Source organism: Oceanobacillus oncorhynchi (genome assembly GCF_000821065.1).
Taxonomy (GTDB): Bacteria; Bacillota; Bacilli; order Bacillales; family Amphibacillaceae; genus Oceanobacillus; species Oceanobacillus oncorhynchi.
Genome location: NZ_CDGG01000001.1, coordinates 4,386,819 through 4,410,066, shown reverse-complemented (window position 1 = coordinate 4,410,066; position 23,248 = coordinate 4,386,819). Strand labels below are relative to the sequence as shown.

Here is a 23,248-nt window from a genome sequence, read left to right as displayed (position 1 = left end):
GCAGCTGCAATTGTGGCTGTTCTTTTCTTCTTTTATCGCAATGCAAGATAAAGTAAAATTCCCCGCTGAATAATGTTTTACATTATGTTAATATATAGAAATGAAAGACTGGAGGTTGCTTGTCATGAAAAAAGATTTTGCAGTAATTGGTCTCGGCAGATTTGGCGGAAGCATTTGTAAAGAACTAAGCGATAAAGGAATGCACGTTCTCGCCATTGATTCAGATGAGACGAAGGTCAATGAATATAAAAATATTGCATATCATGCTGTCGGACTTGATGCGACAGATGAAGATGCCTTGAAAGAAATAGGGATTACCAATTTTGATCATGTTATTGTAGCTATCGGAGAAAACATCCAGGCAAGTATTCTGGCCGCGGTTATCTTGACGGATTTAGAAATAAGAAGGATCACGGTGAAGGCCCAGAATGATTATCATGAAAAAATTCTGAATCGGATTGGCGTTCATCATGTCGTCCATCCCGAAAGAGATATGGGCAAGCGGCTGGCACATAGCTTCATATCCAATAATATTTTAGAGTATCTGGAGCTATCCAATGAGCACAGCATCGTAGAGGTTATCGCAGGCAAGAAAATGATTGGTAAAAATTTAATTACACTGGATGTCCGGGCAAAGTTTGGGTGTAATATTGTTGCGATAAAAAGAGGATCAGAAATTGATGTATCCCCTGAAGCAGATGAGCCTCTCCATGAAGGAGATATACTTATTGTAATTGGGGCAGATCAGGATATTAATCGGTTTGAAAAAGCATTTATTTTTGATTAACTATAAGTTCGTCCTCTTTAAAAGACCCTTTCACATTGAATATCTTTGTAAAAGGGTCTTTTCTAATTATCAGCTAAAGCTGCTCATTGTCAAAGCGGTAGATAAGAAGGCGCTCGTCTGGATTCAGCCAGTATGCTTTTAGTTTTATTTCCTGCAATAATTCAAAAGGGCTATCATATTCAAGGAATTGAATATATGTATCATGAGGGTAATATAGAATAATATCTACCACCCTCGGGGCCTCTTCAACTGATTTTAAAATATTAGAGGTAATGCGCTTAAAAATTTGTACAGAAAAAGGATTGAAAAAATAAAAATGATTATCCTTTGCACGAATTTTATATTCCTCTGCCAAGCAGCAAATAAATTGAATATCGGTCTGCTTATCCTCAGCGTTTATTGAGTGTGTATATGTTTGTAAATTATGCTGGGCATCGTTAAAAAAATGCGTGTTCATTTCTATGCCAGTCACCGATATCTGCTGAAAAAAATCAAGATAAAAGGCTAAACGTCCTTTTCCACATCCAAAATCGATGACAGTGCCTTGTTTATCAAGCGTATAATTTTTCGTTAATTTTTCCAAAGCGCTGTATGGAGTCGGCTCATAAGGATTGTAATGATGTGATTCAGGATAGATTGTTTTCTTATCCTCGATGGTATGAATTTGCAACAGCTTATCATAATATTTATCCTTCATAAACAAGTACCTCTTTCTGGATAGCAGTGCCGCCCATTTTAAAGAAAAGCTCCATTCTCCAAAAATAATTTTTCAGGAGAATGGAGCTTCTGTTCTTTATATTTCCATAATGATTGGTAAGACCATTGGACGACGTTTCGTTTTTTCATATAAGAATGGAGCAATCGTATCTGTAATTTCATTTTTAATTTCAGACCATTGTGTTGTACGGCGTTCCATTACTTTTTCTAAATGCTTAGCGACAAGTTTTTGCGCATCGTTGATAAGGTCTTCTGATTCACGCATATAGACAAAACCGCGAGAAATAATATCTGGACCTGATTCAATTTTAAATTCTTTCATGTTGATACTTACAACAACAATTACTAAGCCTTCTTCAGACAGAATTCTGCGGTCTCTAAGAACAATATTCCCGATATCGCCAATTCCGCTTCCATCAACATAGATAGAGCCGGATGGGATTTTACCTGCAATCGCAGCTTGGTCTTTTCCAAGGGCCAGTACATCTCCATTGTCCATAATAAAGGAATGATTTTCTTTGACCCCGCATGATTCAGCTAATTTCATATGCTCGATTAACATACGATACTCCCCATGAATCGGCATGAAGAATTTCGGTTTGATTAAACGAAGCATCAGTTTTTGCTCTTCTTGACTTCCATGACCAGAAGTATGAATATTATTCAGTTTTCCGTGAATAACATCCGCTCCTGCACGGTATAATTTATTGATAGTTCTGCTTACGCTGACAGTGTTCCCCGGGATTGGCGAGGATGAAAATACAACGGTATCTCCAGGAATAAGTTGAATTTGCCGATGTGTTCCATTAGCAATTCGAGAGAGTGCTGCCATCGTCTCGCCTTGTGAACCAGTACAGAGGATCGTCACTTCATTTGCCGGAAGACGATTAATTTGGTTTCCGTCAATAAACGTATCTTTAGGTGCCTGGATGTAACCCAGCTCCTGGCCGATGTTTATCGCGGATTCCATACTTCTTCCGAAGACAGCAACTTTACGGTTATGCTTCACGGACGCTTCAACTACTTGCTGGAGGCGATAAATATTAGACGCAAACGTAGCAAAAATCAGTCTGCCGTCAACACGGCTGAATATATCCTGAATGCTTTCACCAACGACGCTTTCTGACATTGTAAATCCAGGTACTTCACTATTCGTACTATCGGATAGGAGGCATAATACTCCTTCTTCGCCAATTTGAGCCATTTTAGCAAGGTTTGCTGGTTCACCGACTGGTGTGAAATCAAATTTGAAATCGCCGGTATGAACGACATTTCCAGGCGGTGTTTTTACAACAATACCAAATGAATCTGGAATACTGTGTGTAACACGGAAAAAGCTAACGGAAGTTTTACGGAATTTTATCACATCGTCTTCTTGAATGGAAATTAGCTTGGTACTGCGTAATAAACCGTGTTCTTCTAATTTATTACGAATTAAACCGAGAGCTAATTTTCCGGCATAAATTGGCACATTAATTTGTTTTAATAAGAATGGGATTCCACCAATATGATCTTCGTGACCATGTGTAACAAAAAGACCCTTGATTTTATCTTGATTTTGCACAAGATAGGTGTAATCCGGGATTACATAATCAATACCAAGAAGGTCATCCTCAGGGAATTTGATTCCTGAATCAATAAGGATAATCTCATCCTGGAATTGAACTGCATACGTATTTTTGCCGATTTCCCCAAGTCCGCCCAGGGCAAATACAGCCGTCTGATCATTTTTTACAAACTTCATTACTATACGTTCTCCACTTCAAAATTGCCGGTACTTTTTTCGTATTCGAGATGTGCCTCATCTAATACTTGAATGTACTCAATGTTAATATCGCGGTCACTAATTTTTGATCTTGCTTCTCTGACGGATTCAGCTTCTACATAGAGGCTCTCCGTACGTTCTCTTACAGGCACTTCTTTACGTGATGCCTGATATAATACTTTAAAAATCATTTCATCTCTCCTTTAAAATTTAAAAACTTTATTTAGTCAGGGTTATTCATACGATGTGTTGTATTCCGTTATAAAAGGCAAGTTTCCGTCAGCTCACCTGAAAAATGGCTTTTCTAATTAAGAATGATATTCTTATTTGGCTGTTCATTATTTATTAGTAGTTGGTACGCGTCCCTCTTTGCCTAGTAAATCCTTCAAACGTTTTTTTAGTTTCTCTTTAAGACGTTTCAGCATAAGGACTCACTTCTCCTTCCGATAATATAGAAAAGCAAATTTAACCCTCTACCGTCCAATCCTCTTATCTATAGTATAGTACGAAATTGGAAAGAATTAAATAAAAAACGATAAATAATAAAAAATATTCCTTTGTTCGTGTTTGCTAAACTATTTCTATCATCGTCTAAATCAGCAATTTTATACAGTTTGAAAAGAATTTTCCGGGAGCGCTAAATTAATTGATTTCAATGGAATTATCCGGAATGGCAAAAGGATTCTCCTCGTTGATCCGGTCAAAAAACATAATACCGTTTGTATGATCGATTTCATGTTGAAAAACAATAGCCGGATAATCTTTTAAACGCAATTTAACTGGATTATCATTTATATCTGTTGCAGTTATAGTAATACGAGCGTGTCTTGGGACATATCCTTCTATAACACGGTCAACAGATAAGCAGCCCTCTCCATTTTGCAAGTATGCCTGCTCTACAGAGTGACTGATGATTTTAGGGTTGGCCAGTCCCATACTGTATTTTTTTCCTTTGCTGTCTTCAAAATGCAGTGCAATCAATTGTTTTTCAATGCCAAGCTGAGGGGCAGCCAGACCTACTCCGGCTCTTAAATTATATTTTTCAGCTATTTCATCATCTTGACTGTTTTTTAAGAATTGAAGCATATCTTCTAATAATTGTTTGTTTTCCGCAGACAGCGGCACATCTACCTTAGCGGCTTTTTTTGTTAAAGAAGGATGTCCTTCTCTGACAATATCTTTCATTGTTATCATGTTTACGACTCCTTTATATCTGTTTATTTACGTTATAGAGGATGTTCAAAAGGTTCCTGAATAATAAGCGGCAAACTCTTTTATTGACTTGGCTTTTCCTGGGCGCAGCGATTACTAGCTACATTGAAAATCATTCGTTCCTTTTGAACACGTTAGCTTAAATTATAAAATAATGCGAGACAAGTCTGTTGCTTATCATAACACATAAATTTAAACATGGATGATATTTCATATTATAAAATAGGAGGGGAGGATGTAAAAGGTTTTGCTCTAGTCTTTCCTGAACTTCGCATCATATGTTACAATTTTAGTCGTATATAGTTTAAAAAACGGATACATAGGAAAAACAAAAAGAAACGTACATATTGGAGGTTTTTTTGTGTCAAAAAAAGGTTATTTATACGCAATTATTATTTCTTCTTTATTATTCATTGCTGCATGCAGCAGTAAATCTGCTGAAGAACAAATACATGATCATCTTGAAGAAGCAATTCAAATAGAAGAAGGATATGAAACACAGCAGCAGGAAATTGAAGAACTGGAGCAGCAGGAACAGGAAATATTCAGTCAGATTGTGGAGCTGGATATGGAGCAATTTGATCAGATTCAAGAATTATCACAGGAAGCCATTTCTATCGTTGAACAAAAGCAGGAAAAGCTTGGTGAAGAAAGAGAAAGCATTGAAGCTTCTCAAGAAGAATTTGAACAAGTGGAGTCCCTTATCTCTGATTTAGAGGATGAAAATGTTCAGCAGGAAGCAGAAAGCATGTATGACATCATGATAGAGCGATATACAACATACTATGATTTAAATGATACGTACCAAACCTCCGTCGACCAGGAAAAAGAGTTATATGAAATGCTGCAGCAGGAAGAGCTTGAACAGGATGAAGTAACCAGTCATTTAGAAGCTTTAAATGAAAATTATGAAGGAATTATTGCATTGAATGAAGAATTTAATCAATTGACAGCTGACTATAATGAAGCAAAACGTACATTTTATGAAGTATCGGATTTAAATGTAAGTTATGAAGACGAATCAGATGCCGATACAGAAGAATAATTACCGTTAAGCACCTCCTGCTCAGGAAAAACCTGCGCAGGAGGTTTTTTGAAGAATAGGAAAGTATATAAAAAAATGCTGAATATAGCCGCTCCAACAGGTTTCATGGGCTGAGTAATCTTAGGCCCCAGAAATACACTACGCTTTCCGTGAGCACCGAGCTCAGTCTCTTTTAAAGAAGACTTGCTGATGGGCAGCCAATAGGTGTAGACAGAGCTAAAGTTGGGACTTCGATTACTAAAACCACTGCGCATTCCCACAGGAGTCTCTGTGTATTTCTTCTGGGACTGGGACTGCGATTACTCGTCCCATCAAAAAGCGTCGCTAGAATTAGCGTTATTTCCTTGTGAAAAAGCAAATAAAACATAATTCTTCTTAGATGGGAGCGACTTCCCGCAGCGGACATCTGCTCGGAAAGAATACCAGTATTTTAAAGACAAAGCGGTATTCTTGGTTTTTCTTAGCGGGTAGGATCGGATGTTCTTATAGAGCGCATGTATGCTGCAAAGAAAAAATTACAGCACAATGTTTTATGCAGGGAATGATACAAAATTGATACAGTTTTTTTACATAGTAATACAGTTTTTACTTGATGGAACAGGGAGCAGCAAACCCTTGAATCATATATCAATGTACAAGAAACAAACTGATTGACCATCCATAAAAAATGAGCTAAGATAATAGGAGATAAAAATTGTATTACTTTCTATTGCTCGTCCTTTTAGAACAGTAGTGATAAAATAATACAGATTAAAAATTTCTGCATTAGGGTAAAGGTATTAGTATGTAATTTTTATTGTTTAAGGGTAGAATAGTAAAAGGATACTTAATTTTGATATAAGAAAGGAAGAGGTGAATCATTTTGAAACAGGTACTTGAAAATATTGAAAACCAATTCGAAATGTTCCAAGTTCTAGATGAAAATGGAAAAGTTGTAAACAAAGATGATCTCCCTGATTTATCAGATGATGAATTGAAGGAGTTAATGAGACGCATGGTATATACACGTATACTTGATCAGCGTTCCATTGCACTTAACCGCCAAGGACGCTTAGGTTTCTATGCGCCGACTGCCGGTCAGGAGGCTTCTCAGTTAGGAAGTCAATTTGCATTAGAGCAAGATGATTTTATTTTACCGGGATATCGTGATGTTCCACAGTTGATTTGGCAGGGACTTCCATTATACCAAGCTTTCTTATTCTCTAAAGGACATTTTCATGGAAACCAATATCCAGATGAAGTAAGAGCGCTAAGCCCGCAAATCATAATCGGTGCACAGTATGTTCAAACAGCTGGCGTAGCACTTGGTTTGAAAAAACGCGGCAAGAAGAATGTAGCAATCACTTATACAGGTGACGGCGGTACTTCTCAAGGTGATTTCTACGAAGGAATAAACAATGCTGGCGCATTTAAAGCTCCTGCTATTTTTGTTGTGCAAAATAACCGTTTTGCTATTTCTGTTCCTGTAGAAAAACAAACCAATGCAAAAACATTAGCTCAAAAAGCTGTTGCTGCCGGAATTGAAGGAATTCAAGTAGACGGCATGGACGTTTTAGCAGTTTATGCAGCAACTAAAATGGCTCGTGACCGTGCAGTAGCAGGTGAAGGTCCTACCTTAATCGAAACATTAACTTACCGTTTTGGACCGCATACCATGTCTGGTGATGATCCAACTCGCTACCGTACAGAAGATATGGACAAAGAGTGGGAGCAAAAAGATCCGCTTGTTCGTTTCCGTAAATACCTCGAAGGTAAAAAGCTTTGGACAGAAGAAGATGAGAACAAAGTAATTGACGAAGCGAAAGAAGATATTAAAAAAGCAATTAAACAAGCTGAACAACAGCCTAAACAAAAAGTTACTGATTTAATTGATAATATGTATGAAGAGCTTCCAACTCATTTACAGGAGCAAAAAGAAATCTATCAAGCAAAGGAGTCGAAATAAATCATGGCACAAATGACAATGATTCAAGCAATCACTGATGCAATGCGCGTTGAGCTGAAAAATGACGAAAACGTGCTTGTATTTGGTGAAGATGTTGGACAAAATGGCGGAGTTTTCCGTGCTACGGAAGGTCTTCAAGATGAATTCGGCGAAGACCGTGTATTTGATACGCCGCTTGCTGAATCAGGAATTGGCGGCTTAGCCATTGGTTTAGCAATGGAAGGGTTCCGTCCGGTTCCAGAAATCCAGTTTTTCGGCTTCGTTTATGAAGTAATGGATTCGATTAACGGCCAAATGGCTCGTTTGCGTTATCGCTCCGGCGGCCATTACAATGCGCCAATTACTGTTCGTGCACCATTTGGCGGCGGGGTTCACACGCCTGAACTGCATGCGGACTCTTTAGAAGGTCTTATTGCACAACAGCCGGGTATGAAAGTAGTTATTCCTTCTACACCATATGAAGCAAAAGGACTGCTTATTTCTGCAATTCGCGATAATGATCCGGTTGTATTTTTAGAGCATATGAAGTTATACCGTTCTTTCCGCGGGGAAGTTCCGGAAGAAGATTATACCGTAGAGCTTGGAAAAGCTGACGTAAAACGCGAAGGTACTGACGTTACGTTACTTGCTTATGGCGCAATGGTGCATTCTTCATTAAAAGCAGCTGAAGAATTAGAGAAAGATGGTATTTCAGCAGAAGTAATCGACTTGCGTACGGTTTCTCCAGTAGATTATGACACCATTTTAGAGTCTGTTAAGAAAACAAATCGTGTCGTATTTGTCCAAGAAGCACAGCGTCAAGCTGGTATCGCTGGACAAGTTATTTCTGAAGTGCAAGAGAGAGCAATTTTACATTTAGAAGCTCCTATTCTTCGTGTTACTGCACCGGACACAGTTTATGCATTCTCTGATGCAGAGGAAGTATGGCTGCCAGACCATAAAGACATTGTTGAAAGAGTAAACGAAGTAATCAATTTCTAAATTATTTAGGAGGTCAAATCCATGGCATTTAATTTTAAATTACCAGATATCGGTGAAGGAATTCACGAAGGAGAGCTCGTTAAATGGTTCGTTAAAGAAGGCGACGAAGTAAAAGAAGACGATGTGCTTTGTGAAATTCAAAATGATAAATCTGTCGTTGAGATTCCATCTCAGGTAGACGGAACAGTTACAAAAATCCATGTGGCAGAAGGTGAAGTTGCAGTTGTAGGTGATACGTTAATTTCATTTGATGCAGAAGGATACGATGATGAAGAAGAGGAAGATACTAAATCAGACGATGCTTCTTCGGAATCAAAAGAAGAAAAAGCGGAAGAAAATGCGGATCAAGCGTCTGACGACAATGCATCTGAATCAGATGACAAGCGTGTTATCGCAATGCCATCTGTTCGTAAATTCGCACGTGAAAATGATGTGAATATTAAAGATGTACAAGGATCCGGCAAAAACGGACGTATTACAAAAGAAGACGTAGAAAGCTTCTTAAGCGGAGATCAGCCTGAGGCTTCTTCTGAATCTGCAGAACCGGCAACTTCTGAAGATACACAAGCAGCTGCTGCTCCACAAGGACAGTATCCGGAAACACGCGAGAAAATGACAGCAATGCGTAAAGCAATTGCTAAATCAATGGTTAACTCTAAATCAAAAGCTCCACACGTTACGTTAATGGACGAAGTGGATGTTACAGAATTAGTAGCTCACCGTAAGAAATTCAAAGCAGTTGCAGCAGAACAGGAAATCAAGTTAACGTACATGCCATATGTCGTTAAAGCATTGGTATCTGCGTCTAAGAAATTCCCAATCCTTAACTCTTACATTGATGATGCAACGGATGAAATTGTAGAAAAACATTACTACAATGTCGGAATTGCTGCAGACACAGATCGCGGACTTTTAGTGCCGGTTGTGAAAGATGCAGATAAAAAATCTATCTTCCAGATTTCTGATGAAATCAATGAATTGGCAGTTAAAGCGAGAGATGGTAAACTGAAACCAGACGAAATGAAAGGTGCTTCCAATACGATTTCCAATATTGGTTCAGCTGGCGGTCAGTGGTTCACTCCAGTATTAAACTATCCAGAGGCAGCTATTCTCGGAATTGGTCGTATTGCTGAAAAACCTGTCGTTCGTGATGGTGAAATCGTAGTGGCTCCAGTTCTTGCTGTATCCCTAAGCTTTGATCATCGTATCGTTGATGGTGCAACTGCTCAAAATGCATTGAACCAAATCAAACGTTTATTGAATGACCCACAATTAATTATGATGGAGGCGTAAGTCATGGTAGTAGGAGATTTCCCGGTAGAAGTAGACACACTTGTCGTTGGTGCTGGTCCAGGAGGCTATGTTGCAGCAATTCGTGCAGCACAGCTGGGACAAAAGGTTACAATTGTTGACAAAGGTGAATTAGGCGGCGTTTGTTTAAACGTTGGATGTATTCCTTCTAAAGCACTTATTGAAGCAGGACACAAATATCAGAATGCAAAAGGCTCTGATGATTTAGGTATTACAACAGAAAACGTAAGTCTTGACTTCTCTAAAGTACAAGATTGGAAAGCATCTGTTGTAAACAAACTTACTTCTGGTGTTCAAGGACTGTTAAAAGGAAATAAAGTGGATATTGTAAAAGGGGAAGCTTACTTCGTAGATGAGCATACGGTAAAAGTTGCCGGCGAAAAAGACTCTCAAACTTACAAATTTAACAACTGTATTCTTGGTACTGGTTCTTCACCAATTGAAATCCCTTCTTTCAAATTCTCTGAAAGAGTATTGGATTCTACAGGAGCATTGGCTCTAACTGAAGTTCCTGAAAAATTAGTTGTTATCGGTTCTGGTTATGTTGGAACTGAGCTTGGTACAGCTTATGCAAACTTCGGCACAGAAGTAACGTTCTTAGAAGGTGCTAAAGATATTCTTGGCGGCTTTGAAAAACAAATGACACAAGTTGTTAAAAAAACGCTGGATAAAAAAGGTGCTAAAATTGTTACAGAAGCAATGGCTAAAGGCGCAGAAGAAACAAAAGATGGTGTAAAAGTGACTTATGAAGCAAATGGCAAAGAAGAAGTCATTGAAGCTGATTACGTACTTGTTACAGTAGGACGCCGTCCAAACACAGAAGAACTTGGCTTAGAACAAATTGGTGTTGAAAAAGATGACAGAGGCTTGATTAAAGTGGATAATCAAGGAAGAACTTCTGTAAGCAACATCTTTGCAATCGGCGATATCGTTCCTGGTCCGGCTCTTGCTCATAAAGCATCTTATGAAGCTAAAATTGCCGCAGAAGCAATCAGCGGTGAAAAAGCAGCTATTGACTACAACGCTATTCCGGCAGTAGCATTTACGGAGCCTGAATTAGCAACAGTAGGTCTGTCTGAACAAGCTGCGAAAGATGCAGGTTATGACGTAAAAGCTGCGAAATTCCCATTTGCAGCAAATGGACGTGCATTATCGTTAAACACTTCAGAAGGCTTTGTGAAGCTGGTTACCCGCAAAGAAGATGGTCTTATCATCGGCGGTCAAATCGCTGGTCCAAATGCGAGTGACATGATTTCTGAAATCGGACTGGCTATTGAAGCTGGAATGACAGCAGAAGATATTGCATTAACTATCCATGCTCATCCAACACTAGGTGAGATTACGATGGAAGCTGCAGAAGTAGGCTTGGGTACACCAATCCACACAATGTAATATTTGTTGAAAAAAAAGGCATGCTCCGGGTATATATCCGGGCATGCCTTTTTTAAGGAATAAGAAAGCAATAAATACACTCCCTGCGGAAAGCGACTTCCTGAGACTGGGATTGCGATTACTCGCCCCATCGAAAAGAGTTTGCGATTACCCGCCTCATCAAAAAACGCCGAAGCGTACATCTCCTGGGCAAGAACACTGGTTTTTGAAGATCAGGCGGTGTCCTTGCTTTTCTTAAATATAAAAAGGGAGTCAGGCACCTGCTTTAATAATCCAAGGTGCCTGACTCCCTTTTATCATGCAATAAATCTATTCTGAAGGGTTTTACTCCTTCATGCAGAAGCTAGTAAATAATTTGATCATTTGCGCTGACAATGGATTCTAATGTCTCCATAAGATCTCCGCGTGACATATGATTTTCAATCGAGTAGATAACATCTTCATCTTTAAGTAAGTAAACACTATTATTATTTAAAGTATAATCTGACGGCAGCTCTTGATTATCCATGGTGCGTTTTTCCGGACTGGAAATTTCATCTGGATATTTTGCCTTCAAATCAACAAATGTATTCATATAACTATCATTATCTTCAGCTGGAGGAACATATATAACATGATAGTCTGTAAATTCAAATTCAATAACTTGCATGTTCTCTTCATGTTGACAGCTATTTAATATGGGAATCATAGTAAATAATAGTAGAATGATACCAAATTTCTTCATTCTATGTCACCTCTTCCCGAAAATAAAAGCAATCACTGTCACTTTTGTTTTCGCTGGATATAAATAGTTTAACAAATAAAATCCACTATTTAAGAGATGTTATAAAATAGTAACGAAAATGATATTAGAGTAACATTCTTTTGTAGCAATGTGTAATACTTTAAAAGAAAAGTAATGATAAACGTGTTTTGGTGTCGAAAACTGGGTATAAAAAAGCTCTCCTTAATTTTAAGGAGAGCTTTTCTTTAACATTATTTCATTCTTCAGCACAGTTTTTATTAGTTAAGATTCAGGTCTATTTTCTTCCTGATCAATCTCGGGAAGAGTTTTTTTGAATCCTTCTTTCATTTCTTTTATTTCTTTTTTCTGTTTTTCCCGGAACTCCGGATCATATCTGCGCTGTCTGGCTTCCAATGTTAAAATTTTATGTTCACTTTTCAATGCTTTCAAGAGAGAGTAGCACATAAAAATCATTAAAATAGCGAATGGAAATGCTGCGATTAACATAGCCATTTCAAGTGCGCTTAATCCGCCAGACCATAACAGAACGGAGGCGATAGCAGCTAAAATCAGTCCCCAAATTACTTTTATACCCATGTTAGGGTTTAACTTTCCGCCGGTTGTAAGCATACTAAGCACAAAAGTACCAGAATCGGCTGACGTAATAAAGAAACATGAAATCAAGAGAACAGCAATACCGATGACAACTGAAGCCATTGGCATGGACTCAAGGAAAGCAAATAAAGCTACTTCATTCCCTAGTTCATTCATTAATTGATGAATCATGCCACCTTGGGATGCATCCATTTCTAAACCTGCGACACCAAAAACAGAGAACCAGATGGCGCTAAATATGACAGGCACAGCAGTTACACCAATAACGAATTCACGAATTGTTCTTCCTCTAGAAACACGGGCGATAAAGGTTCCAACAAATGGTGACCAGCCAATCCACCAAGCCCAATAAAATAGTGTCCAGGAATTTAAGAATTCTCTTTCTCCAATATATGCATTTGTGCTTAATGTCATACTGGGGAGATTTTGTATATAATTTCCTAATGTAGTTGTAAAGGATTCAATCATCTGGGTAGAAGAACCAAGGATGAACACAAAGACCATTAATCCAATTGCAAGTACAACATTGGTCCAGCTCAAGTATCGAATACCCTTGTTAATGCCTGTTGTAGCAGATAACATAAATAGTGCTGTGATAATGATTATAACGATTAAATTTGTTGTAAAGTTATTTGGAATTCCTTCAAATGTAAAATTTAACCCGGCTGTAATCTGTGTTGCACCTAGACCTAGTGATGTTGCAATACCAAATACAGTTGCGAAGACAGCAAGTGTATCGATGGAAATCCCTAAAATACCTTTTGTGCGATCACCAATCAATGGTGCAAAAACAGAACTGATTAAAGCAGGAGAACGATGTCGGAATTTAAAATAAGCCAGTGCCAATGCAAGTACTGCGTATACAGACCATGGGTGGAAACCCCAATGGAATAAAGTGTACTGCATCGATTGTTCTGCTGCAGCCAATGTTTCTGGTTCAGCTGAAGGAGGTGAATAATAATGTGTTACGGGCTCTGTCACACCGTAGAATACGAGGCCTACCCCCATACCGGCAGTAAATAAAAATGCAAACCAGGTGAAATAACTATATTCTGGTTTTTCATCAGGTTTTCCTAATTTTATTCTTCCATAAGGTCCAAAAATGAGAAATAGGGCAACTAGTATAAAACCAGTAGTAACGAGCATATAAAACCAGCCAAATGTGTCTGAAATAAAACCGTCAATGATGCCTAAAACATTTTCTACATTTGCAGGGAAAAAGGTTCCCCAAATAAGAAATACAAGTATCAACGATATGGATACCCAAAAAACAGGTGTAATTGTTTTTGATTTAATAAGTATGACCTCCTTATATTATAACATTTAAGTAATGTAAGCTAAGCAGCATCACTATTTTCTTATACATTTCAATGTTCATTCATTCTGGTGACTGTCATGTTTAAAAGTTCAACTAATTGGCGTTTATTATATTTCCCTTTATAAAGAGAGATTATCCAGACATTGATAATGAAATTAAAACAATACAAAAGATTGTTGTACAAATCCAAATCACATCAATTTTTCTGTAATTATGAATTTTAACTTTTGTAACGTTAGTTAGTAATTTAGCGTGAAATGGATTATGTTAGCGTCAGAACAACTAAACTGCTGCTTTTTTCCGTTTTTAGACTGGTTTTATACCGATTTATTCCCTCTTCTTTTGTTAAATACCTATAACAGACTAACAATCCTTTAACCTTATTGTCAACCTTTTGATTTAACACCTGTACAAGCAAACGGAAGAAGTATGTATCCTGTCAAAGCTATTTATCATCTAAATTAATTTCGTCAGCAGATAATCAAGAAGGCTTTTCCCAATGGAAGTTTGTATTCATTGTTTGCTGGTATGAAATTCAAATCATTTATTCCAGTTTCATGTCGAAAGAATGTAGATAGTGACACTTTATGTATTTTGTAATTTTAGCTTATTATTTAACTACCCAATATTAAAAAAATCAAACATATTTCATTCCCTTTCTTAATAAATACTTTGGTTGCTCATTGTAAAAAATTAACTTATAATAAAATCAGAATTTTATAATGGATTATGGGGGTTCTTGATAATATGTTACGAAAAAGCGGATTTATTGTCGTATTCATTCTGTTAGTCGGTGCGATGGCGGCCTGCAGTTCGAATGATAATGAGGAGAGCAGTGCAGAACAATCTGAGGAGGAGACAGAAGCGCCAGAAGAAAATACCGAGAACCAAGAGAATAAGGATTCGGTTGAAAATGAAACAAATGAACAAGAAACGGAAGAAGAAGGCAATGAGGAGGAAAACACAGAGGACCAGGAGCCGGCTTACTACATAGACGAAGAAACAGCAGCAATTCACCCTATTGATGATGCAGACGAGAACGTAGTCCTTCTAACCATTGATGATGCACCTGATGAGTATGCTCTGGAAATGGCTGAAACATTGCAGGAAAAGGATGCGAAAGCGATATTTTTTGTGAATGGACACTTTATTGAAGATGAAGAAGGACAAGAGGCGTTGAAAACCATCCATGAAATGGGATTCCCAATCGGTAACCATACGTATTCTCATCCGGTGATCCCGGAAATTCCTGAGGATGAGCAGACAGAGGAGATCGTCAGTCTAAACGATAAAATTGAAGAAATTATTGGTGAACGTCCGCAATTCTTTCGGGCACCGCATGGCGCGAATTCAGATCATTCACGCGAAGTTGTAAAGGAAGAAGGAATGGTTTTAATGAATTGGACGTACGGTTTTGACTATTTTGAGGAATATCAGGATGCAGATAAATTAAAAGAAGCTCTTATTTCTGGCGAAGCGCCTGAAATAGATATTAATTATTCCTTGCTCCAACCGGGCGCGAACTTGCTGATGCATGATCGTGAATGGACAAATGAAGCATTAGGAGATGTTATTGACGGTCTGCGGGATCAGGGTTATGAGATAGCTGATCCAAATTTAATTGAAACATTAGAATAAGATAATGTGGAGGGGAAACCGTGTATCAAACAAGGGTTACGAAGCTGTTAAATATTAAATATCCGATTATTCAAGGGGGATTGGCATACTTGGCTTATGCTGATCTTGCTGCAGCAGTAAGTAATGCTGGCGGGCTGGGACAGGTTACTGCAATGAGCTTGTCCTCTCCAGAAAAATTGCGGGAAGAAATTCAAAAAGTAAAACAGTTAACAGACCGGCCTTTTGGGGTTAACTTTGCTATTGGGCAGCACGGCAGAAAATTTGATCACATGGTAAAGGCGGCTGTAGAGGAGCAGGTGCCAGTAGTTTCAGTAACTGGAGGAAATCCTGCCGGTGTCTTTGACCTGTTAAAAGGTCACCCTATCAAAAAATTAGTCTTGGTTGCATCTGTAAGACAGGCTGTCAAAGCGCAGGAATTAGGAGCGGATGCCGTAATGGTTGTAGGGCAAGAAGGCGGAGGTCACTTGGGCAGAAGTGATACGGGTACCATTGTTCTTACGCCGCAGGTTGCGGATGAACTTAAAATTCCCGTCATTGCATCAGGCGGTATTGTCGACGGAAGAGGCTTGATGGCAGCACTAGCTCTTGGAGCAGAAGGCATTGAAATGGGGACAAGATTTATTGCAACAAAGGAAGTTCAGGCGCATATAAATTATAAAAAAGCAATTGTATCTGCCGGTGAAGGAGATACCGTAGTTATTAAACGTTCATTAGGCACGCCGGCAAGAGCATTACGTACGCCTTTTACAGAAAATATTCTCTCGCTGGAAGAAAAGTACGGGAATAATTACGAGCAGTTAAAGGATTATATTAGTGGAGAGGTAAATCAAAAGTATATCCATTCTGGCAAGGCGTCAGATGGATTTGGATGGGCGGGCCAAGGCGTGAGCCGTATCCGGCAGATTTTAAGTGTAGAAGATGTCATGGACTCCATTATAAGGGAAGCAGACGAGATTAAAGAAAAATGGAGTAAAGAGGTGTAAAAATGAATTATACGTACCCCATGGACGAAACGTGGTCGACAAATGAAATTATTGATGTAGTCAATTTTTTCTCATTAATTGAGCAGGCATACGAGAAAAAAGTCAGACGGTCTGATCTTCTTTCTTTATATCGGCGCTTTAAAGAGATTGTTCCGTCAAAAAGTGAAGAAAAGCAATTATTTGAAGAATTTAAGCGTTCTTCTGGATACTCCAGCTACCATGTCGTGAAAAAAGCAAGAGAGTCGGAAGAAGCTTTTATTTCGATAAAATGAAAGAAATCCCCTAAACTTTATGTCGTTTAGGGGATTTCTTTTATGCATCACGGCTGTCGATTGCCAATTTGTAAAGCGGGAGCAGCTGTTCATAGGTTTCTGTTATCGTTGTAAATAGTTCTTTATCATTTTGTAAAATCGGATCATCATAGGATAGATGTCTGCCGATCAAGAACTCGGCTTTTTTTACATCGCGGAAACGTTCTATCTCTTTTTCCGTTAGCGCTTCTAAGGAAATGGCATCCTTTTTAGTGTGATCTAATGAAACAACAAATGACGCAGGAAGAGTTTTTATTTCTTCAAAATGATCTAAATAGCTCGCTGCAATTTTTGATTTGTTTGGTAATTCATAAATAAGTGCCAGCCAAATGAATAAATGATCATCAAATAATCCGACTTGAAAGTGAGGGTGCTTTTTATAGCCCCTTTTGTTATCTGCAATTGCCAGCCATGTATCATTCGGCGGATTTACACTTCTGCGAGCGTGTCGGGCAATATGTAAATAAAGCTCCTGGTCTATTTTCTCAGACAAATAGGAAACAAGTTCTTCTCCGATAGCTTGAAATTTTGGCTGTATTCTATTCTGGATAGCTTCCATACGCTCATCTAATCCATCAATTGTAAATGTTTGAAAATCTTCTTTTGTAAAATGACGTAATTCCACAAATACCATCCTTTCCTTTGGTGTATATACCTTTTTAATATAAATTATTATTCTTTATCTGTAATAAGAAGTCAAGCGAGAGCAGAAGACGTTAAAAGAGGACGATTAAAAAGCAATTGTTTTTGCCCGGGAGAAATGTTTAATACTTCAAAAAGAGGGTATAGTGAGGTAAGAATAAGATTGATTTTTTAGTTTTTAGTGAACAATTTATCTCGTGAATCATAATATATAGCACATACATGAAACGAAAAGAAATGATAGGCTCTCAGGTGAAATGTGAATTTCCTTATAAAGGAGTGATAGGATGAAATATGTTATGGAAGCTCTCCGTCGAAAAGAAGCAGAAGAACGTCTCCCTGTCATCAAATTAGAGATTGATTATGAATTGGCAACGTTATTTGATGCGATGCAGGAGGAAGATACTGTACAAATTATCAAATCTAAAGAGAGGCTGAAGCAGCTCAGCGAGCAGTGGATAAGCCTTATCGATTAAATAATATCAGAATACCCTAATATATAGCCGCTTTCTTTATCAAAAAAAAGGAGAGAAAACGCCCTCTTCAATCGCGTAGAGGTAAGGGGGAGGTGAATCTCCTATGCACAAAAGATTGCTTTTTGGTGTCTCGACTGTCCAATGCTGAATCGAACAAATGTTCCGGAATCGTCCTTCTTCTGATATAATAGACAGGAGGAGGTTAGAAGCTATGAAAATAACAAAAGCATTTCGTTTTCGTATCTATCCGAACAAAAACAAATCACCTTCATCCATAAGACAATCGGCTGCTCCCGCTTTGTCTACAACTATTTTACAGGAAAACAAAAAGAAAAAGGCCACTATTAGCATACGGTGAATGAAATGGTACAAAACGGACAGCTTCTTCAAAATAATTGGAAGGGCGAATTTTTCAATAAAAATAAGGCAATCAAAGCGGTTCCAGAATTGAAGAAAACCTATCCTTTCCTCAAAGAAGTTGATAGCATTGCCCTTCAAAAAGCCGTTGAAAACGTGAACGATTCCTATACACGTTATTACAAGAAACAGAACAAGGCACCTCGTTTTAAATCAAAAAAGAATCCTGTTTAATCGTATACAACCAAATATGTCAATGGAAACATTGCTGTATTGGATAAACATATCAAACTGCCTAAGCTCGGATTGGTTCGTTTTGCCAAAAGTCGGGAACTGGAAGGGCGTATTGTCAATGCAACAATCGGGCGCAATCCTTCAGGCAAGTACTTTGTTTCGATTGTAGTTGAAACAGAAATTGGACACGATGAAAAAACAGGTTCCTCTGTAGGCATCGATGTCGGATTAACCGATTTTGCAACCCTTTCCGATGGGACGGTGTATGAAAATCCAAGGTTTTTCCAGACATTAGAAAAGAAGCTGGCAAAAGCGCAGGTGATTCTTTCAAGGCGACAGGTGGGCTCAGCGAATTGGCAGAAACAAAAACGAAAAGTAGCCCGGCTTCATGAAAAAATTGCCAATAAAAGAAAAGACATGTTAGATAAAATCTCCACCAATAAGGAGACAAGCTAAAATTGCCGCGTCCTGCGGCAACGCTTGCATGACCAACATCCTGTTGGCCTAAACCACGATATCACCGGAATAGAAGATTTGTTTGTGAAAAACATGTTAAAAAATCGTAATCTTGCGAAAGCGATTAGCGATGTATCCTGGTCTGCGTTCCAGACGATGCTGGAATATAAAGCGGCCTGGTATGGAAAACAGGTCGTTACGATCGCTAAAAACTATCCATCCAGTCAGCTGTATTCCAATTGTGGACACCAAAACAAAGACGTTAAAAATCTCGCTTTGCGTGCATGGACGTGTGATATCTGTCAATGCCATCACCAAAGAGAGAGAAACACAAGCAGGAAACTTCGTAAAGAAGCATTGCGATTAACCGCAGAAACTGCGGGGATAGCCTAATCCATAACTGACCGGTAGGTTGGTGTTCTTAGGAATCTCCTACTTCAAGCACCTTGAAGGTTGATAAGTGGGGGTAGTTCAAAAGAAAGAGCATATTAGGGTTGTTTATTGAATATTTCCATCCTCAATTATTCCTTTATAGTAAGTTTAGGATTGGTTTAATAAAGAGGAGTCTGATAAAATAAGCTTACATGTAGTTTTTGGAGGCGATATATAAATGAATCAGCAACAAAGACAGAAAATTTATGAAACAGCAAAACGTTGGATATATGAGGCAGGGACCGAAATTCGAGAGCATATGAATGATCCGCTGGATATTGAAACAAAATCTAATCCGAATGATTTAGTAACGGCTCTGGATAAACAAACGGAAAAATTCTTTGTAGACCGGATTCATCAAGCTTATCCAGAGCATCACATTATTGGCGAGGAAGGCTTCGGGGACACATTGTCTAGTGTCGACGGAACTATATGGATTATTGATCCGATTGACGGAACAATGAACTTTGTCCACCAAAAACGCTCATTTGCAATATCTATTGGTATTCTACATAATGGCATAGGTGAGATTGGTTTTGTTTATGATGTGATGGGTGATCAGCTTTACCATGCTAAGCGCGGTGAAGGTGCCTTTAAAAATGAAACCCGATTAGAACCATTAGATAAAAAGAAAAAATTGGAAGAATCCATTATCGGCATGAACCATTTTTGGTTATGTGAGAATCGTGTGGTAAGTTATCCAGTTATGCAAAAATTTGTGCGTACGGTAAGAGGTACACGGACAATTGGATCGGCAGCATTAGAATTAGCGAGTGTAGCTGAAGGGGTTCAAGATGCTTATCTTGCTTTAAGTCTGGCACCATGGGACGTTGCCGGCGGAATTATATTGAATCAGGAAGTTGGCGGTGTTGCCGGAGATGTAGACGGAAACCCTTGGAACCCGCTGGAAAGAGCACCGGCTGTCGTGGCTAATCCCGCAATCCATGATTCCATTATAGGATTTTTAAAGGAAGGAAGGAAATAATCATCCCTTCCTTTTTTTCTTTCTGGACATTGCAAATCCGAATACAGAAAATGCTAGGATAATACATAAAATGATGGCCCATACATTTCGAAAAGCAATAGCCAATCCCACTAAAATAAATAACAGAACAACTAGAAATGCTAATAATAGCATGGAAATATCAATTTTCTTCATTTTCAACCGCCTTTACTATTTGTCCACAAACCAGTATAAAGGATAATAACGAGAACTTCAAAAAACAGACATATAATTTTTCATTTTTCTCTAGTCATATGAAAGCACTTTTAGTATGATTAAGGAAGCGTGTAAATGTGTATCTTCTATTAGATAAGGTGGCATGTAAGTTATGGTATTTGATTATGTCTTTGAATTGAATGGAACCGACAATATTTTCTGGATTTTTTATGTAATGAATCTAATTCTTTCAGCAATAGCTTATCAGCTGGGCTTTGCAAAAAAGCTCCCGATTGCAAAAAATATCATTGTATACATACTATTAATGGTTGGAACATTTGTTATAACTATCTTCTCCACGGTAATGAGAATGCCTACAATAGAATGCTTGATTATTATCATATTAGTGTTGGGGATATACCGTTTTCGTCTGCATCGAGAGAGAAAAAATCGCAGCGATGTACAAGAGGATAATGCATAAGCAAAAAAAGTATGAGAAGCCGTCCGTTTTTAAATCGGAGAAAGTTATTAGGAAAAAGTGGATATCACTTAAAAAAGCAGAGAGTCGATAATCGGCTTCTCTGCTTTTTAATGGAATAAAAAAATACAGGTTATAGGAAATCATCTACTTTCTTTTCTTCTTGATAAAAGCGAAATTTTCCTGTTGCCAGTCTTTTTTTTGTATTTTCTTCAATGCGGTCATAGCAAGTAGTACATAAATGAATATTTTTTCTGCGATTGCGCAATCTTTTCGCATGTGGTGAATTATTTTCTATTTCTTCCACTTTATCGCATATGGTGCATTTAACCTGCATGTTTCCACCTCAATTCGGTAATAAGAGTAAAACAATTTCTTTAGAAAGTGCCTGTTCAAAAAGTATGATGAAAAAGACCGGCCAGCTATGAATGCGATGTTCCAGGTTTGGGATTACGTACTTCGTCGAAGCGTTCTGGCGCAATTCCGGCACTAGCATCTCCGAAGACTACCGCTGCGCATCGCCGTGTCATTTTTATTGGGCTTTTTGAGCATTCTCTTATATAACACACTATAAGTATAGCATATTTTATAGAGCTAATTAAATAATCAAAGTTTGAAAAGGTGAGAAGTGGGAATGATAACAATAAAGAAGTGCCTGATTTTCAGCAATCCTATTTTGCCTGAGGAAGCAGGGGAAAGGGATTCCTTAAGTAAAATGAAGTTTCAATTTATGGAAAGGATGATAACATGAAAAAAAGATATGTGGTATCAGCATTAGGAGCAGTCGGAGCGGGAGTTGCCGGTGTATTATTGACAGATAGAAAGAAACGAAAAAAAATAAAATCATCGCTGGGAACTTTAAGGGTATTTGAAAACGCCGGAAAACCTGATGAATTTACGGAAGAAGAATTGGATCAATTGGAAAATGCTAAAATGGTTTCCGAGGGGTCGCAATTTGGAGTACAGTACTATAATGAAAAAAAGGCTGAAATGAATCAGCTGTCAAAAGAAGAAAATGAAAAAAGATAATAGAAAGTCCGCCCGCTGTTTATTTTATAGACAGCGGGCGGACTTTGTTAATGATTAATGAATATGAATTTCTTTAATATACTTAATTGGATTATCCTGATTAGAGCCATCTTTATAATAAAAGTGAACGGGGCCGTCTTCACGAAGCGGCTTTCCTTCTAAGGAAAAAAGCAAATAACCATTCTTGGCGTCTTCTAAAGCTATTTTTTCGTTTTCTCCATTGCTTTTAATAAATTCAACTTCCGCAGCGTCTGCTTTTGGTTCTGCATTATTCAGAAAATCATGCAATGGGATAACATAGCTGTTTTTTAAATATGCTTCCCCTTCCATCTTCGAGATACTCCGGTTTACAGGCGGTTTTTGAAAGTTTGAAGTAAATGTTTCTTGTTCTTCTGGTTCCGTAAAAGCTTTTTCTAATTCCACTTTTCTATCATCAAAAATCCATACAGTTGGATCAAGTGTGATAGGATAGCCGACATTTCCTTTAATCATTACGATCATATTATTTTATCCCCCTACGTATATACATACATGCATGCATGCAGTGCAAATCAAGATAGGGAAGCGTTTGCTTCACAAATGCAGTTTGCACGTACTTCCAACTATTAGAATAGCAAAGATTAGGAGTACTTTCATCTATTTTAATTCAGAAAGCTGCAACATCTGCCTGCCCTTGATTTTAACAAAAAAAGGAATAAAAAGCGTATTTTTAACATTATACTTAAGTTATGTTTGCATTTTTGTGCTTGTAGCGATAATATTATATAAAGAATGTTAAAATGCGGAGGGGATTATATTGATGCCTGATGTAACGATTAATCACCGTGAAAAAGCCCACGCTCTTTTGAAAGCTGATGCTGATAAGATACTTCGTTTAATCGAGGTTCAGATAGAAAATTTGACGATGCCACAATGTCCTGTATATGAAGATGTACTGGATACGCAGATGTTTGGCTTATCTAGAGAAATTGATTTTGCAGTTCGTCTGGAATTGATTACAGAAGAAGAAGGACGAAATTTATTGGGAAACCTGGAGAAAAAGCTTAATATATTACATGAGGCTTCACAACGTACATTGTGAGTATATTTGCCGCTGCTGGGACAGTACCATAATAAAACTTTGCCAATTTAACAAACGGCAAGGTTTTTTTATAAGTTGGAGAATAACAATTGTCAGTGTGCATTGATTCTTATTCAGGAGTAGTCACGGCTGAATTTGAGCTTTGAATCCAAAAAAAGTT

Annotated in this window: 24 protein-coding genes and 1 pseudogene; 15 read left to right on the top strand and 10 right to left on the bottom strand. The window is 38.0% G+C overall.

The window, feature by feature from the left end:
* Nucleotides 1–124: 124 nt before the first annotated feature.
* Nucleotides 125–787 carry a potassium channel family protein gene (locus tag BN997_RS21135; RefSeq protein ID WP_042535283.1) on the top strand — a complete coding sequence of 221 codons (663 nt, stop codon included), beginning with the start codon at nucleotides 125–127 and terminating at the stop codon, nucleotides 785–787.
* Between the two features lie 73 nt (nucleotides 788–860).
* On the opposite strand, the gene BN997_RS21130 is transcribed toward BN997_RS21135, so the two are convergent.
* The 4 genes from BN997_RS21130 to def form a co-directional block, all read right to left on the bottom strand.
* Nucleotides 861–1,484 (bottom strand): class I SAM-dependent methyltransferase, encoded by a 624-nt coding sequence (locus BN997_RS21130; protein ID WP_042535281.1) that lies wholly within the window; start codon nucleotides 1,482–1,484, stop codon nucleotides 861–863.
* 96 nt (nucleotides 1,485–1,580) lie between these two features.
* A complete protein-coding gene (rnjA, locus tag BN997_RS21125) occupies nucleotides 1,581–3,248 on the bottom strand; it encodes a ribonuclease J1 (protein WP_042535279.1) in 1,668 nt (555 codons plus the stop codon).
* Nucleotides 3,249–3,250: 2 nt separating this feature from the next.
* The gene (locus BN997_RS21120; RefSeq protein WP_042535278.1) at nucleotides 3,251–3,460 is read right to left on the bottom strand and encodes a DNA-dependent RNA polymerase subunit epsilon; all 210 of its coding nucleotides are present in this window, start codon (nucleotides 3,458–3,460) and stop codon (nucleotides 3,251–3,253) included.
* Nucleotides 3,461–3,911: 451 nt separating this feature from the next.
* Nucleotides 3,912–4,463 carry a peptide deformylase gene (gene def, locus BN997_RS21115; RefSeq protein WP_042535276.1) on the bottom strand — a complete coding sequence of 184 codons (552 nt, stop codon included), beginning with the start codon at nucleotides 4,461–4,463 and terminating at the stop codon, nucleotides 3,912–3,914.
* A 379-nt stretch (nucleotides 4,464–4,842) separates the two neighbouring features.
* Here def and BN997_RS21110 point away from each other — a divergent pair, with 379 nt between their 5' ends.
* From BN997_RS21110 to lpdA, 5 genes are all read left to right on the top strand, one after another.
* Nucleotides 4,843–5,526 (top strand): YkyA family protein, encoded by a 684-nt coding sequence (locus BN997_RS21110; protein ID WP_042535274.1) that lies wholly within the window; start codon nucleotides 4,843–4,845, stop codon nucleotides 5,524–5,526.
* Between the two features lie 862 nt (nucleotides 5,527–6,388).
* Nucleotides 6,389–7,471: a pyruvate dehydrogenase (acetyl-transferring) E1 component subunit alpha gene (gene pdhA / locus BN997_RS21105; protein ID WP_042535273.1), complete on the top strand. Its 1,083-nt coding sequence runs from the start codon at nucleotides 6,389–6,391 to the stop codon at nucleotides 7,469–7,471.
* Between the two features lie 3 nt (nucleotides 7,472–7,474).
* Nucleotides 7,475–8,452, top strand: coding sequence for an alpha-ketoacid dehydrogenase subunit beta (locus BN997_RS21100; RefSeq protein ID WP_042535270.1), 978 nt, complete (start codon nucleotides 7,475–7,477; stop codon nucleotides 8,450–8,452).
* 21 nt (nucleotides 8,453–8,473) lie between these two features.
* Entirely contained in the window at nucleotides 8,474–9,745 is a 1,272-nt protein-coding gene (locus BN997_RS21095; RefSeq protein ID WP_042535268.1) for a dihydrolipoamide acetyltransferase family protein, read from the top strand.
* A 3-nt stretch (nucleotides 9,746–9,748) separates the two neighbouring features.
* Nucleotides 9,749–11,155, top strand: coding sequence for a dihydrolipoyl dehydrogenase (lpdA, locus tag BN997_RS21090; protein ID WP_042535266.1), 1,407 nt, complete (start codon nucleotides 9,749–9,751; stop codon nucleotides 11,153–11,155).
* Between the two features lie 343 nt (nucleotides 11,156–11,498).
* Here lpdA and BN997_RS21085 read toward each other — a convergent pair whose 3' ends face one another.
* Both BN997_RS21085 and BN997_RS21080 read right to left on the bottom strand, forming a co-directional pair.
* The gene (locus tag BN997_RS21085) at nucleotides 11,499–11,879 is read right to left on the bottom strand and encodes a hypothetical protein (RefSeq protein WP_042535264.1); all 381 of its coding nucleotides are present in this window, start codon (nucleotides 11,877–11,879) and stop codon (nucleotides 11,499–11,501) included.
* Between the two features lie 282 nt (nucleotides 11,880–12,161).
* Entirely contained in the window at nucleotides 12,162–13,796 is a 1,635-nt protein-coding gene (locus tag BN997_RS21080) for a BCCT family transporter (protein WP_374705733.1), read from the bottom strand.
* Between the two features lie 763 nt (nucleotides 13,797–14,559).
* Here BN997_RS21080 and BN997_RS21075 point away from each other — a divergent pair.
* From BN997_RS21075 to BN997_RS21065, 3 genes are read left to right on the top strand one after another with little or no spacing between them, the layout of a single operon-like run.
* Entirely contained in the window at nucleotides 14,560–15,450 is an 891-nt protein-coding gene (locus BN997_RS21075; RefSeq protein WP_042535260.1) for a polysaccharide deacetylase family protein, read from the top strand.
* Between the two features lie 20 nt (nucleotides 15,451–15,470).
* Entirely contained in the window at nucleotides 15,471–16,433 is a 963-nt protein-coding gene (locus BN997_RS21070) for an NAD(P)H-dependent flavin oxidoreductase (RefSeq protein ID WP_042535258.1), read from the top strand.
* A gap of 2 nt (nucleotides 16,434–16,435) precedes the next feature.
* Nucleotides 16,436–16,705, top strand: coding sequence for a UPF0223 family protein (locus BN997_RS21065; protein ID WP_042535256.1), 270 nt, complete (start codon nucleotides 16,436–16,438; stop codon nucleotides 16,703–16,705).
* 40 nt (nucleotides 16,706–16,745) lie between these two features.
* On the opposite strand, the gene BN997_RS21060 is transcribed toward BN997_RS21065, so the two are convergent.
* Nucleotides 16,746–17,378: a YktB family protein gene (locus BN997_RS21060; protein WP_042535254.1), complete on the bottom strand. Its 633-nt coding sequence runs from the start codon at nucleotides 17,376–17,378 to the stop codon at nucleotides 16,746–16,748.
* Nucleotides 17,379–17,673: 295 nt separating this feature from the next.
* Between BN997_RS21060 and BN997_RS21055 the strand changes: the two genes are divergently transcribed.
* From BN997_RS21055 to BN997_RS21045, 3 genes and pseudogenes are all read left to right on the top strand, one after another.
* Entirely contained in the window at nucleotides 17,674–17,862 is a 189-nt protein-coding gene (locus tag BN997_RS21055) for a hypothetical protein (RefSeq protein WP_042535252.1), read from the top strand.
* A 211-nt stretch (nucleotides 17,863–18,073) separates the two neighbouring features.
* Nucleotides 18,074–19,302: pseudogene (tnpB, locus tag BN997_RS21050) on the top strand (IS200/IS605 family element RNA-guided endonuclease TnpB).
* 217 nt (nucleotides 19,303–19,519) lie between these two features.
* A complete protein-coding gene (locus BN997_RS21045; protein WP_042535250.1) occupies nucleotides 19,520–20,326 on the top strand; it encodes an inositol monophosphatase family protein in 807 nt (268 codons plus the stop codon).
* Here the strand turns inward: BN997_RS21045 and BN997_RS23325 are convergent, their stop codons facing one another.
* Nucleotides 20,327–20,500 (bottom strand): DUF5325 family protein, encoded by a 174-nt coding sequence (locus BN997_RS23325; protein WP_175297073.1) that lies wholly within the window; start codon nucleotides 20,498–20,500, stop codon nucleotides 20,327–20,329.
* Between the two features lie 172 nt (nucleotides 20,501–20,672).
* Between BN997_RS23325 and BN997_RS21040 the strand changes: the two genes are divergently transcribed.
* Nucleotides 20,673–20,981: a YlaH-like family protein gene (locus tag BN997_RS21040; protein WP_042535249.1), complete on the top strand. Its 309-nt coding sequence runs from the start codon at nucleotides 20,673–20,675 to the stop codon at nucleotides 20,979–20,981.
* A gap of 130 nt (nucleotides 20,982–21,111) precedes the next feature.
* Here BN997_RS21040 and BN997_RS21035 read toward each other — a convergent pair whose 3' ends face one another.
* Entirely contained in the window at nucleotides 21,112–21,315 is a 204-nt protein-coding gene (locus BN997_RS21035; RefSeq protein WP_042535247.1) for a YlaI family protein, read from the bottom strand.
* A gap of 410 nt (nucleotides 21,316–21,725) precedes the next feature.
* On the opposite strand from BN997_RS21035, the gene BN997_RS21030 reads away from it, so the two are divergent.
* Complete coding sequence (locus tag BN997_RS21030) at nucleotides 21,726–22,007, top strand: hypothetical protein (protein ID WP_042535245.1); 282 nt, start codon at nucleotides 21,726–21,728, stop codon at nucleotides 22,005–22,007.
* Nucleotides 22,008–22,061: 54 nt separating this feature from the next.
* Here BN997_RS21030 and BN997_RS21025 read toward each other — a convergent pair whose 3' ends face one another.
* On the bottom strand, nucleotides 22,062–22,508 hold the full coding sequence (locus BN997_RS21025; protein WP_042535244.1) for a hypothetical protein: 447 nt from the start codon (nucleotides 22,506–22,508) through the stop codon (nucleotides 22,062–22,064).
* Nucleotides 22,509–22,806: 298 nt separating this feature from the next.
* On the opposite strand from BN997_RS21025, the gene BN997_RS21020 reads away from it, so the two are divergent.
* Nucleotides 22,807–23,088, top strand: coding sequence for an Fpa/YlaN family protein (locus BN997_RS21020; RefSeq protein WP_042535242.1), 282 nt, complete (start codon nucleotides 22,807–22,809; stop codon nucleotides 23,086–23,088).
* Nucleotides 23,089–23,248 lie beyond the last annotated feature (160 nt).

Bases quoted from the DNA above. Each gene is read 5' to 3' on its own strand.
- BN997_RS21085 (WP_042535264.1), bottom strand. From the start codon at position 11,879: ATGAAGAAATTTGGTATCATTCTACTATTATTTACTATGATTCCCATA.
- BN997_RS21120 (WP_042535278.1), bottom strand. From the start codon at position 3,460: ATGATTTTTAAAGTATTATATCAGGCATCACGTAAAGAAGTGCCTGTA.
- BN997_RS21130 (WP_042535281.1), bottom strand. From the start codon at position 1,484: ATGAAGGATAAATATTATGATAAGCTGTTGCAAATTCATACCATCGAG.
- BN997_RS21060 (WP_042535254.1), bottom strand. From the start codon at position 17,378: ATGGTATTTGTGGAATTACGTCATTTTACAAAAGAAGATTTTCAAACA.
- BN997_RS21035 (WP_042535247.1), bottom strand. From the start codon at position 21,315: ATGCAGGTTAAATGCACCATATGCGATAAAGTGGAAGAAATAGAAAAT.
- def (WP_042535276.1), bottom strand. From the start codon at position 4,463: ATGATAACAATGAAAGATATTGTCAGAGAAGGACATCCTTCTTTAACA.
- BN997_RS21055 (WP_042535252.1), top strand. From the start codon at position 17,674: ATGAAATATGTTATGGAAGCTCTCCGTCGAAAAGAAGCAGAAGAACGT.
- lpdA (WP_042535266.1), top strand. From the start codon at position 9,749: ATGGTAGTAGGAGATTTCCCGGTAGAAGTAGACACACTTGTCGTTGGT.
- BN997_RS21065 (WP_042535256.1), top strand. From the start codon at position 16,436: ATGAATTATACGTACCCCATGGACGAAACGTGGTCGACAAATGAAATT.
- BN997_RS21135 (WP_042535283.1), top strand. From the start codon at position 125: ATGAAAAAAGATTTTGCAGTAATTGGTCTCGGCAGATTTGGCGGAAGC.
- BN997_RS23325 (WP_175297073.1), bottom strand. From the start codon at position 20,500: ATGAAGAAAATTGATATTTCCATGCTATTATTAGCATTTCTAGTTGTT.
- BN997_RS21040 (WP_042535249.1), top strand. From the start codon at position 20,673: ATGGTATTTGATTATGTCTTTGAATTGAATGGAACCGACAATATTTTC.
- BN997_RS21075 (WP_042535260.1), top strand. From the start codon at position 14,560: ATGTTACGAAAAAGCGGATTTATTGTCGTATTCATTCTGTTAGTCGGT.
- BN997_RS21025 (WP_042535244.1), bottom strand. From the start codon at position 22,508: ATGATCGTAATGATTAAAGGAAATGTCGGCTATCCTATCACACTTGAT.
- BN997_RS21095 (WP_042535268.1), top strand. From the start codon at position 8,474: ATGGCATTTAATTTTAAATTACCAGATATCGGTGAAGGAATTCACGAA.
- BN997_RS21100 (WP_042535270.1), top strand. From the start codon at position 7,475: ATGGCACAAATGACAATGATTCAAGCAATCACTGATGCAATGCGCGTT.
- rnjA (WP_042535279.1), bottom strand. From the start codon at position 3,248: ATGAAGTTTGTAAAAAATGATCAGACGGCTGTATTTGCCCTGGGCGGA.
- BN997_RS21020 (WP_042535242.1), top strand. From the start codon at position 22,807: ATGCCTGATGTAACGATTAATCACCGTGAAAAAGCCCACGCTCTTTTG.
- BN997_RS21030 (WP_042535245.1), top strand. From the start codon at position 21,726: ATGAAAAAAAGATATGTGGTATCAGCATTAGGAGCAGTCGGAGCGGGA.
- BN997_RS21045 (WP_042535250.1), top strand. From the start codon at position 19,520: ATGAATCAGCAACAAAGACAGAAAATTTATGAAACAGCAAAACGTTGG.